This window comes from Nocardioides sp., from assembly GCF_044226305.1.
GTDB lineage: Bacteria > Actinomycetota > Actinomycetes > Propionibacteriales > Nocardioidaceae > Nocardioides.
Window position 1 is genome coordinate 124,832 of the sequence record NZ_JBGAHF010000011.1, and the last position, 11,066, is coordinate 135,897.

The 11,066-nt window shown below is 74.5% G+C and carries 11 protein-coding genes; 8 read left to right on the top strand and 3 right to left on the bottom strand.

The window, feature by feature from the left end; translation table 11 throughout:
* Positions 1 to 110: 110 nt before the first annotated feature.
* From ACILQ5_RS13535 to hemG, 4 genes are all read left to right on the top strand, one after another.
* Positions 111 to 1,253 (top strand): LLM class flavin-dependent oxidoreductase, encoded by a 1,143-nt coding sequence (locus ACILQ5_RS13535; protein WP_395658535.1) that lies wholly within the window; start codon positions 111 to 113, stop codon positions 1,251 to 1,253.
* Positions 1,250 to 1,780 (top strand): NADPH-dependent FMN reductase, encoded by a 531-nt coding sequence (locus ACILQ5_RS13540; RefSeq protein WP_395658536.1) that lies wholly within the window; start codon positions 1,250 to 1,252, stop codon positions 1,778 to 1,780. The genes ACILQ5_RS13535 and ACILQ5_RS13540 overlap by 4 nt, the downstream gene beginning before the upstream one ends.
* Positions 1,777 to 2,292 (top strand): flavin reductase family protein, encoded by a 516-nt coding sequence (locus ACILQ5_RS13545; RefSeq protein ID WP_395658537.1) that lies wholly within the window; start codon positions 1,777 to 1,779, stop codon positions 2,290 to 2,292. The genes ACILQ5_RS13540 and ACILQ5_RS13545 overlap by 4 nt, the downstream gene beginning before the upstream one ends.
* A 76-nt stretch (positions 2,293 to 2,368) precedes the next feature.
* Positions 2,369 to 3,742, top strand: coding sequence for a protoporphyrinogen oxidase (gene hemG, locus ACILQ5_RS13550; protein WP_395658538.1), 1,374 nt, complete (start codon positions 2,369 to 2,371; stop codon positions 3,740 to 3,742).
* 4 nt (positions 3,743 to 3,746) lie between these two features.
* On the opposite strand, the gene ACILQ5_RS13555 is transcribed toward hemG, so the two are convergent.
* Positions 3,747 to 4,646: an aminotransferase class IV gene (locus ACILQ5_RS13555; RefSeq protein ID WP_395658539.1), complete on the bottom strand. Its 900-nt coding sequence runs from the start codon at positions 4,644 to 4,646 to the stop codon at positions 3,747 to 3,749.
* A complete protein-coding gene (locus ACILQ5_RS13560; protein WP_395658540.1) occupies positions 4,646 to 5,401 on the bottom strand; it encodes an HAD family hydrolase in 756 nt (251 codons plus the stop codon). The genes ACILQ5_RS13555 and ACILQ5_RS13560 overlap by 1 nt, the downstream gene beginning before the upstream one ends.
* Before the next feature lie 96 nt (positions 5,402 to 5,497).
* On the opposite strand from ACILQ5_RS13560, the gene ACILQ5_RS13565 reads away from it, so the two are divergent.
* The 4 genes from ACILQ5_RS13565 to hemQ are packed head-to-tail and all read left to right on the top strand — an operon-like array spanning position 5,498 to position 9,674.
* The gene (locus ACILQ5_RS13565; RefSeq protein WP_395658541.1) at positions 5,498 to 6,211 is read left to right on the top strand and encodes a hypothetical protein; all 714 of its coding nucleotides are present in this window, start codon (positions 5,498 to 5,500) and stop codon (positions 6,209 to 6,211) included.
* A gap of 7 nt (positions 6,212 to 6,218) precedes the next feature.
* The gene (locus tag ACILQ5_RS13570) at positions 6,219 to 8,276 is read left to right on the top strand and encodes a sensor histidine kinase (RefSeq protein ID WP_395658542.1); all 2,058 of its coding nucleotides are present in this window, start codon (positions 6,219 to 6,221) and stop codon (positions 8,274 to 8,276) included.
* Positions 8,273 to 8,932, top strand: coding sequence for a response regulator (locus ACILQ5_RS13575; RefSeq protein ID WP_395658543.1), 660 nt, complete (start codon positions 8,273 to 8,275; stop codon positions 8,930 to 8,932). Before ACILQ5_RS13570 ends, ACILQ5_RS13575 begins: the two co-directional genes overlap by 4 nt.
* A 34-nt stretch (positions 8,933 to 8,966) precedes the next feature.
* Entirely contained in the window at positions 8,967 to 9,674 is a 708-nt protein-coding gene (gene hemQ, locus ACILQ5_RS13580) for a hydrogen peroxide-dependent heme synthase (RefSeq protein ID WP_395658544.1), read from the top strand.
* 105 nt (positions 9,675 to 9,779) lie between these two features.
* On the opposite strand, the gene ACILQ5_RS13585 is transcribed toward hemQ, so the two are convergent.
* Positions 9,780 to 11,066: FAD-binding oxidoreductase (locus ACILQ5_RS13585; protein ID WP_395658545.1), on the bottom strand; the 1,287-nt coding region annotated here is incomplete at its 5' end.

Genomic DNA, 11,066 nt, shown 5'->3' on the forward strand with positions numbered 1-11,066 from the left:
CGTCGACTCCGCCCGCCGGGGCCGGCCCCTCGGCTTGAACCGTCGGCCAATCTATATCAATCTGGTCAACATTGATGTCTTTGGTGCTCTCGCTCGGAAGGAGCGCGCAGATGCTCACGTTCCACTGGTTCCTCCCGACCAACGGCGGGGACGGCCGTGACGTCGTCGGCGGTGGTCACGGCGTCGCGGCCGGGCCGTCGGGCCGGCCCGCGTCGGTGCCCTACCTCGGCCAGGTCGCCCGCAGCGCCGAGCAGCTCGGCTTCGAGGCGGCGCTCACCCCGACCGGCGCGTGGTGCGAGGACGCCTGGATCACGACCGCGATGATCACCAGCCTCTCGGAGCGGCTGAAGTTCCTGGTGGCGTTCCGGCCGGGGCTGACCTCGCCGTACGTCGCCGCGCAGATGGCCGGCACCTTCCAGAACCTCTCCGGCGGCCGGCTGGCCCTGAACGTCGTCACCGGCGGCGAGAGCCACGAGCAGCGGATGTTCGGCGACTTCCTCGACAAGGACGGGCGCTACGAGCGCTGCGACGAGTTCCTCTCGATCGTGCGGTCCTTGTGGACCGGCGAGCCGGTCACCTTCGAGGGCGAGCACCTCCACGTCGAGGAGGCGGTGCTCCAGCAGGTCCCCGACCCGCTGCCGCAGATCTACTTCGGCGGCTCCTCGCCGGCCGCCGGCCGGGTCGCCGCCAAGCACGTCGACGTCTACCTCACCTGGGGCGAGCCGCCGGCGGCCGTCGCCGAGAAGGTCGCCTGGATCCGCAGCCTGGCCGAGGCCGAGGGCCGGCAGATCCGGTTCGGGATCCGGCTGCACACCATCGCCCGTGACACCTCCGAGGCCGCGTGGGCCGAGGCGGATCGGCTGCTGGCCGGCATCTCCGACGACGACGTCGCGCGCGTCCAGGAGGGGCTGCGGCGCTCGGAGTCGGTGGGGCAGCGCCGGATGCTCGACCTCAACCGCGGCTCGAAGGACGGGCTGGTCATCCACCCGGGCCTGTGGGCCGGGATCGGTCTGGTCCGCGGTGGTGCCGGGACCGCGATGGTGGGCAGCTTCGCCGAGGTCGCCGACCTGGTCGAGGAGTACCGAGCGGTCGGCATCGAGGAGTTCGTGCTCTCGGGCTACCCCCACCTGGAGGAGGCGTACTGGTTCGGTGAGGGCGTGCTGCCCGAGCTCGCCCGCCGCGGGCTGTGGCAGCACCCGGCCCCGGTCCAGGGCCGGACCTCGGTGCCCTTCGGGCAGCGGGCCGCCTCGTGAGCCGCGCGCGCGTCGCCGTCGTCGTCGGCAACCCGAAGCCGCAGAGCCGCACCCTGCACGCGGCCACCCGCCTGGCACGCGAGCTCGTCGGGCGCGACCCCGACCAGGTGGTCGACCTCGCCGACCTCGGCCCCCGGATCCTGGACTGGGACGACGAGGTGGTCGCCGAGCTCGTGGCGGACGTCGGCGCGAGCGACCTGGTCGTCGTCGGCTCGCCGACCTACAAGGGCACCTACACCGGGCTGCTCAAGCTCTTCCTCGACCGGTTCCCCACCGACGGCCTGCGCGGCGTCGCGGTCCCGCTGATGCTCGGCGCCGGGCCGGGCCACGCACTCGCGCCGGAGCTCACGTTGCGGCCCGTGCTCACCGAGATCGGGGGGCTGGTGCCCGCCAAGGGGCTCTACGTCGTCGACTCGGCGTACGACGACCCGTCGGCGTACGAGCACTGGCTGGGCCTGGCCCGGCCCGCGATCACCGCCGTCCTCGCCAGCAGGACGGCCGACACCAGGACGGGAGTCCCGGCATGACGGTTTCTCAGTTCCCCACCAACCAGGACCTCGACCCCCAGCGGCTGCGCGAGGCGTTCGGCGCGTTCCCCAGCGGCGTGGTCGCGGTCGCCGCCGAGGTCGACGGGGCGCTCGTCGGGCTGGCCGCGAGCTCGTTCACCTCGGTCAGCCTGGAGCCGGCGCTGGTGTCGATCTCCGTGGCGAACAGCTCCCAGACCTGGCCCACGCTCCGGCAGGCCGGGCACCTCGGGGTCAGCATCCTCGCCGACCACCACGGCGAGGTCTGCCGGCGGCTGGCCGGCCCGCTCGAGCACCGGTTCGACGGCCTCGCGGTCACGACGACCCCCGAGGGGGCGGTCCTGCTCGACGACGGCCTGGCGCGCTTCGACTGCACGGTCCACCGCGAGGTCGAGGCCGGCGACCACACCATCGTGCTGCTCGAGCTGCACGGCGTGGAGCACCCCGCCCCCGACGACGCGAGCTCCTCGCCCCTGGTCTTCCATCGCAGCGGCTTCGGCCGACTGGCCGGCTGAGGCGACCCCCTGACTCCCGCGCCGCGGCGGCCGCACCCGCTGCCGCGGCGCGGGACACCTCTGGGAGACTGGGCGGGTGAGCAGGGTCGTGGTCGTCGGCGGAGGGATCGCCGGGCTCGCCGCGGCGCGTGACCTGGTCGCCGCCGGGCACGACGTGCTCGTCCTCGAGGGGTCGGCCCAGGTCGGTGGCAAGCTGCTGCGGGCGGCCGTCGCGGGCGTGACCGTCGACGTCGGCGCCGAGGCGATGCTCAACCGCCGCCCCGAGGGTGTCGACCTGGCCCGCGAGCTGGGCCTGCCGATCGAGCACCCGACCCTGGCCGCGTCCCGCATCTGGACCCGCGGCGCCCTCCGTCCGCTGCCCCGCTCGCTGATGGGCGTCCCGCTCGACCTCCCCCAGCTGGAGGACTCCGGCGTGCTCTCGCCCGAGGGCCTGGAGCGGGTCCGCGCGGAGGCGTCGCTGCCGGCCAGCGAGATCGACGGGGACGTCTCCGTCGGCGACCTGGTCGACGCCCGGTTCGGGCCCGAGGTCACCGACCGGCTCGTCGAGCCCCTGCTCGGCGGCGTGTACGCCGGGCACGCCCGCCTCCTCTCCGCCCGCGCGTCGGTCCCGCAGCTGGTGACCTTCGCCGAGCGCGGCTCGATGACCGAGCAGGCAGCGGCCATCCCGATGACCTACGACGGACCCATCTTCGCCGGCATCGCCGGCGGCATGGGCCAGCTGCCCGAGGCGCTCGCCGCCGCGTTGGCGCCCGCGGGGGAGGTCCGCACGGGCGCGACCGTCCGCGAGCTGACCCGCACCCCGACCGGCTGGGCACTCACCGTCGGGCCGACCACCGCGCCCGAGCTGATCGAGGCGGACGCCGTCGTGCTGGCCACCCCGGCGGCGCCGACCGGCCGCCTGCTCCGCGAGGTCGCCCCGGTCGCGGCCGCCGAGCTCGCCGCGATGGAGGCCGCCTCGGTCGTGGTCGTGACCTTCGCGTTCCGCGAGTCCTCCGCACCGGAGATCGCCACCACGGACTCCTCGGGCTTCCTCGTGCCGCCCGTCGACGGCCGCCGGGTGAAGGCCTCGACCTTCTCCTTCGCCAAGTGGGGCTGGGTCCGCGCCGCCGGCGACGGCCTGCTCTTCCTGCGTACCTCGCTCGGACGGCACCGCGAGGAGGTCGCCCTCCAGGCCAGCGACGAGGAGCTCGTCGCGTGGTCGCTCGCCGACCTCCGCGAGGCCGTCGGCCTGCGGGCCGAGCCGGTCGACGTGCACGTGCAGCGCTGGGGCGGCGGCCTGCCGCAGTACGCCGTCGGGCACCTCGACCGGGTCGCCCGGGTCCGGGCCTCCGTCGGGGCCGTCCCCGGCCTCGCGGTCTGCGGCGCCGCGTACGACGGCGTCGGCATCCCGGCCGTCATCGGCTCGGCCCGGCGCGCGGTGGCCGAGGTGCTGCCCGGCGGAGCCGCCTGAGCGGTCAGACGACGACCGTGCCCTCGGTCGCGGTGCGCTCGAGGTAGGCCGCGGACAGCGACCGCGCCACGGCTCCCGGCTTCCCGGAGCCGATCACGCGGCCGTCCACGCTCAGCACCGGCGTGACCCCGCCCATCGTGCCGGTCACGAACACCTCGTCGGCGTTGTACACGTCGGTGAGCGAGTAGTCGCCGACCGCGGTCGGGACACCGGTCACACCGCAGATCTCGAGGATCGTCTCCCGGGTGATGCCGGCGGGGCAGGCCCGCGTCGTCGACGTGCGGACGACCCCGTCCGCCACGTGGAAGACGTGGGTCGCGTTCGTCTCGGCGACGAAGCCGGCGTCGTCGAGCATGATCGCGTCGTCGGCGCCGGCGACGTTCGCCTCGACCTTGGCGAGGATCGAGGTGAGCAGGTTGTTGTGGTGGATCCTCGGGTCCAGGGAGTCCGGTCGGTGACGCCGCACCGACGAGGTCACCAGCGAGATCCCGCCCTCGTCGTACACGGGTGACTTGAACTCCGCGAGCACGATGAGCGTCGGCCCCGACCGGTTGAGCCGCGGGTCCATGCCGCTGGTGATCTTCACGCCGCGGGTCAGCGTGAGCCGGACGTGCACGTCGTCGGTCATCGCGTTGGCGGCCAGCACGGCACGGATCCGGTCGGTGATCTCGTCGTCGCTCGGGACGGTGGTGAACGCCAGGGCCTGCGCCGAGTGCCGCAGCCGCCGGAGGTGCTCGGTGAGCTTGAAGATGCGTCCGCGGTGCAGCCGCAACCCCTCCCACACGGCGTCGCCGCCCTGGACGACCGAGTCGAAGGGGCTGATCCCCGCCTCGTCGCGGTGGACCAGCCGGTCGTCGATCCCGACGACGAGGTCGCGGTTGCGCTCGTCCCAGTGCTGCAGCATCAGCTCTCCTCAGGGGGTGACGTCGCCGGCGCGGCCGGGCGCAGGCGGTGGGCCGCCAGGGCGTCGTAGTAGGGCCGGCACCGCTCCAGCAGCGGCGCGAGCCGGTCGGGCAGCGGGTCGCCCGACCCCGGCGACCACGGCGCGAAGCCGGTCGACGCCTCGACGCCGGCGTACCAGTGCGGCGCCCACACCCCGTCGGTCGGGCGCGGTCCGGCCGGCCAGGCGAGCATCGCCTCGTCGAACGCGATGCCGAGGGCCGAGCACAGCAGACCGAGCGTGCCCCGGGGGTCGCGGAGCACGTCGGCGGCGTCGACCACCGGGCCGCCGTAGGTCTCGAAGAGCTCGAGCTGCTGGGGCAGCCCGAGGTCCTCGAGGGTCGGCTCGTCGCGGACCTTCGCGTACGACGTCAGCACCCGCTCCGGGTCGCGGACCAGGAACGCGTGGCGCAGGCCGGCCAGCGGCGCGCGCGGCACCGACGGCAGGACGTGGTGGGTCATGTGCTTCTGGTACTGCAGCGGCGTCCCGACCGGACCGGTGGTCAGCTCGGTGAGCACGACGGCCGGATCGGTCGGCTGGGACGCGACCACCTCCGCGCGGCCGGGGTGGTCGAGGCCGGTGGTGGCGAGGTAGGCGGCGTAGAGGGGCTCGTCGACGACCGAGCAGTCGGCCCGGTTCCCGAAGCTGCGCATCAGCGCGGTCGAGAGGTTGCGCGGTCCCGACCACATCGCGATCCGGAGCTCTGGGGTGCCGTCCATCGGGCAGCAGTCTGCCCCGTTGTCCCTGTCGGGTGGGACACCCGGCCCGCGAACCTCGGGTCATCGAGCACACCCCACTCACAGAAAGTCACCTCGATGACCACCCAGACCCACACCCGCATCACCACCCGCAACCCGGTCCGCGCCGACATCACCCCGGCTCCGGCGACCCGCACCTCGCGCCGGTGGGCGCTGGCCGGGCTCGGCGCCGGCCTCGCCGGCATCGGGACCGTCGTCACCTCGTCGATGGTCGACGTCGTCTACCGCGACGAGTTCGCCGGCACCACCACCGGTGTCGCCGACGCCCTGCAGGACAAGGGCCCCGTCATGTTCGTCTTCCACAGCGTCACCATGCTCGGTGCCGTGCTGATGGTCGTCTTCGCCGCCGGCCTGCACCGCCGGCTGCGCGCCGTCTCGCCCGACGGGCTGGCCCCGGTGGTCGCCCTCGCGGGCCTCGCCGGCACCGCCGTCGTGAGCGTGCTGGGCGCCGGCCTCGACACCGAGTTCATGATGCCGCTGGCGCAGGGCGACAACATCGTCGACGACAGCACCGGCGCGATGTACAACCACTGGATCGGCACCATCCCCTGGCTCTGGGTCCTCGCCGGCCTGGCCGGGCTCGCGATCCACGTCGTCGCCCGGCAGGGCGGTGCGCCGCGCTGGCTCGGCATCGTCGGCCTGGTCCTCGGCGGGCTGACCGTCCTCCTCGGCATCTCCCCGCTGGAGTACCTCTCCGGGATGACCGGCGCGCTCTGGCTGACGGTCACCGCGGCCGGGTTCTCCTTCGGTGACCGCGCCTTCCGGTCATGATGTGCCGGTGACTCCCGGGCACACCCCCAGCGAGCAGCGACCGGTCGGCTGGCCGGTCGCTGCCGCGTTCCCGTTGCTCTGCGCGGCCTGCCTGGCCGGCGTGGTGCTGCTGGGGCTGCGGTCCCGGGGCCGGCCCGTCCTCTGGTCCTTCGGCGAGGGCATCGAGATCGGGTACGGCGGCACCGCTCTGGTCGGCCTGGTGCTCGCGCTGCTGGCGGCCGTGGTGCTGCGCCGCGCCGAGCACCGGCTGATCGGCTGGACGCTCGGCGCGGTCGGGCTGTTCTGGTCCCTCGACGGGCTGTCCGAGGCCTACGTCCGGCTCGGCGTGGTCACCGACCACGCGCTGCCCGCGATGACCTTCGCCGTCTGGTTCCTCGCCCGGTTCACCGCCCTGCTGCCCGCGACGATCGTGGTGCTGCCGCTGCTCTTCCCGGAGGGCCGGTTCCTCCCCGGCCGGTGGGGCGTCGCGAGCTGGGTCTGCATGACGGCGATGTGCCTGAGCGCGCTGGCGACCGTGGTGATGCCCTACCGGCAGGAGACCGACGCCTTCCCACCAGGGGTCGACCCCGACCCGACGACGATCGGTGCGCTGGCCCCGGTCGCGGATGGGATCGCCGCGGCCCTCCAGGCCAGCACGGTCCTCGGTGTCGTGGTCCCGATCGCGGTCGTCGTGCACCGCTACCGGCGCTCCTCCGGGACCGCCAGGGACCGGATGCGCTGGCTGCTCTGGGGCGCGCTGGTCACCGCGGTGCTGGTGCTCGGGTCCGTGGCCGTGGACCTCGGCCCGCTCCAGACGGTCGTCTTCTTCGTCGCGATCGTCCTGGTCCCGGTCGCCATGACCGTCGCGGTCGTCAACCCGAGCCTGGTGCCGATCGAGGACCTGCTCGGCCGCACCGTGCTGCTCGCGGCGCTCGCCGCCGTCCTCGTCGTGGTCGACTTCGCAGTGGTCGCGGGGCTCAGCGCCCTGCTGACCGACACGATGCGGCAGTCCGAGGTGGTGCTGGTCGTGCTGCTCACGACCGTGCTGCTCTACGGTCCGCTCCGCAACCGGCTCTCGCGCTGGGTGCGCCGGGTCGTGCTCGGCGATCGCGCCGACCCCTACGACGCCGTCGCCGGGCTCGCCTCCACGCTGGAGTCGACCGACGAGGTGACCGAGCAGCTCGCCGCGGTCGCCCGGGCCGTCGCGAGCGCCTTCGGGGTCGGCTTCGTCAGCGTCGAGGTCGACCGGAGCGGGGGCGAGCGGCTGGTGGCGACGTACGGCGAGCGCCCGGCCGACACCCGGACCCTGCCGATCTCCTACCGGGACAGCGAGGTCGGCCGGCTGGTGCTGCCCGCCCGGGGGCTGCGCAGCCGCCTGTCGCGCCGCGACGAGGCGCTGCTCGGCGACCTGGTCCGCCAGGCGGCCACCGCCGCACGGACCAGCCGGCTCGCCGAGGAGCTCCAGGACAGCCGGGAGCGGCTGGTCACCGCCCGCGAGGAGGAGCGCCGGCGGATCCGCCGCGACCTCCACGACGGGCTCGGTCCGGCGCTGAGCGGGGTCGTCTTCGAGCTCGAGTCGGCCCGGCTGCTCGTCGACCGCGACCCCGGCGCCGCCCAGGAGCGGATCGCCGGCACCAGCCGGCACGTGCAGGACGTCGTCGCCGACGTACGGCGGCTGGTGCACGAGCTGCGGCCGCCGGCGCTCGACGACCTCGGTCTGGTCGGGGCGCTGCGCCAGCAGGCAGCGAGCCTCGACCCGCCGGCCACCGTCACCGCCGGCGAGCTCGGCAGCCTGCCGGCCGCGGTCGAGGTGGCGGCGTACCGGATCGCCGGCGAGGCGCTGACCAACGTCGCCCGGCACGCCCGGGCGACGCGCAGCGAGGTCCGGCTCGAGGTCGTCGACAGCGCGCTGCTGGTCGAGGTCGTCGACGACGGCACCGGCGTCGCGCCGGACGCGCAGGCCGGGGTCGGGCTGGTCGGGCTGCGCGAGCGGGCGGCCGAGCTCGGCGGCCGGAGCGAGATCACCTGTCCCCCCACCGGCGGCACCGTGGTGCGCGCCTGGCTGCCGCTGAGGAGCGCACCATGACCCAAGAGACCGCCGACATCCGCGTGGTCGTGGTCGACGACCACCAGATCGTCCGCGAGGGGCTGGCCTCCCTCCTCGGTGCCCTCGACGGGCTCGAGGTGGTCGGCACCGCCGCCGACGGTCGCGACGCCGTGCACGTGGTCGCCGAGACCGCGCCCGACGTCGTCGTGATGGACATCCAGATGCCCCGGCTCGACGGCATCGAGGCGACCCGGATGATCACCGGCCGGCAGCCCGACGTGCGCGTGGTGATGCTCACCATGAACGAGGACGACGACACGGTGCTCAGCGCGATCCGCGCCGGTGCCAGCGGCTACCTGCTCAAGGGCTCCGGCGCCGACGAGGTGCAGACCGCGATCCGCGCGGCGGCGAGCGGCGGCATGGTGTTCGGGGCGACGCTGGCCGGCCGCGTCGCGTCGTACTTCTCCGGTGCCCGGACCGCCGAGCCGGAGCCGTTCCCGCAGCTCACCGACCGCGAGCGGGACGTCCTGCGGCTGCTCGCCGCCGGCCGGTCGAACGACGCCATCGCGGCCGAGCTCTACGTGTCGAGCAAGACGGTGCGCAACGCGGTCTCGGCCATCTACGCCAAGCTGCACGCCGCCGGCCGGGCGGAGGCGATCATCAAGGCCCGGGAGGCGGGCTACGGTCGGGACTGAAGTCCCTTCGGGTCGTGCGGGGGCAGTTGGCACAATGGAGCCCATGTCCAGCAACGCCTCGAAGGTCCGGGAGATCAACGACTCCATCCGCTACGCGATGTGGTCGGTCTTCCGGCTCGACGACCTGCTCGGGGATGCGGACCGGGAGGCCGAGGGTGCGGAGGTCGAGAAGCTCTTCGCCGAGCTCGCCGAGTCCGACGTCATCGTCCGCGGCACCTACGAGCTCAGCGGGGTGCGCGCCGACGCCGACCTGATGGTCTGGTGGCACGCCACCACCTCCGAGGAGCTGCAGGCCGCCTACCAGCGCTTCCGTCGCACGGCGTTCGGTCGCCGGCTCGCACCGGTCTGGTCGCAGCTGGCGCTGCACCGCCCGGCGGAGTTCAACAAGGGCCACGTGCCGGCGTTCCTCATGGACGAGGAGCCCAAGGCGCACGTCTGCGTCTACCCGTTCGTGCGCTCCTACGAGTGGTACCTGCTCTCCGACGAGGAGCGGCGTGCGCTGCTGGTCGAGCACGGCCAGATGGGCCGCGACTACCCCGACGTCCGCGCGAACACCGTCGCCAGCTTCGCGCTCGGCGACTACGAGTGGATCCTCGCCTTCGAGGCCGACGAGCTGTACCGGATCGTCGACCTGATGCGCACCCTGCGCGCGTCCGGCGCCCGCCGGCACGTCCGCGAGGAGATCCCGTTCTACACCGGCGCCCTGGTCGGTGCCGCGGAGCTCGTCCAGCGGCTGCCGTAGCCGGCGCTGCACGAAAGGTTCATCGGCCGGCCGATGAACCTCACGCCTGGACGACGAAGCTTCATCGTCCAGGCGTGAGATTCGTGGTGAGCTCGCGCGCGGCCGCTACCCGACCGGGTGGTGCGCCTCGAACAGCCGGTGCGGGTCGACCGAGGCCCGGACGGCCCGCAACCGCTCCAGGCGGTCCCCGTAGACGGTCCCGACGTCGACGGGGCCGTCGCTGAAGTTGAGGACGTGGGTGCCCGTCGTCCACGGCGCCATGGCCGCGCACGTCGCGGCGGCGTCGGCGAGACCCTGCGCCGCGGCCTCCGGGAACGGCGCGATGGCCACGCAGAACAGCGCGTAGGCGCCCTCGAGGTGAGACGCGACCCCGCCGCCCTCCGCCGGGCGACCCAGGGCGCCCCCGAGGTGGCGGAGCTCGGCGAAGAGCAACGACGTGGTGCTGCCCGGGCCGACCTGGCCCAGGTACGCCGCCACCGCCTCCTCCGGCAGGTCCGCGAGGACCGCGTGGTCGGCGACGGCCGGCGCGGGCGCCGGCGGGTCCATGTGGACGGCGGTCAGGCCGGCGGCCGGGATCCTGGCGAAGGTGTCCATCTCCGGCGCGAGCGCCCGCAGCGGGGCGAGCAGCTCGGCGGCCCGGTCGTCCTCCTCGAGCACGGCGCCGTCGACCACGACGATCTGGCGACCGCTGAGGAACGGCGGCAGCTCGGGCAGCGGCGGGAAGCTCATCACGCGCAGCGACGTGGTCACCGACTCCGGGACCTCCCGGGTCCATGCGGCCCAGGCGGGCACGACCTCCGGCGCCCGCTCCCGGTCCCAGAGCAGCATGCCGGCGAACACGTCGGCGTACGGCAGCAGGTCGAGCTCGACCGCGACGACCACGCCGAAGCTGCCCCCGCCGCCGCGCAGCGCCCAGAACAGGTCGGGGTGCTCGTCCGCGGTGGCGCGGACCAGCGAGCCGTCCGCGGTGACCACCTCGACGGCGCGCAGGCTGTTGGTGGCCAGGCCGTGCCGGCGCCCGTAGAAGGACAGTCCGCCGCCGAGCACGTAGCCGGCGACGGCGACGTCGGGAGCGCTGCCGTGCAGGGCGGTGAGGCCGTGCGGTGCGGCGGCCGCGACGACGTCCTGCCAGAGCGTGCCGCCGAGGACCCGCGCGGTGCGGGCGCCCGCGTCGACGGTGACGCCGGTGAGCTCGTGCAGCCGGACCAGGACGACGTCGCCGAGGTCGCGCCCCATGAAGGGGCCGGCGCCGTGGCCGCTGCTCTGCGGGGCGACCCGGAGGCCGGCGGCCGCCGCGGCGCGGACGACCTCGCCGACCTCCTCGGCGGAGTGGGGGACGGCGACGGCGGCGGGCCGCTGGTCGACCGCGAGGTTCCAGGGGGTGCGGGCGGC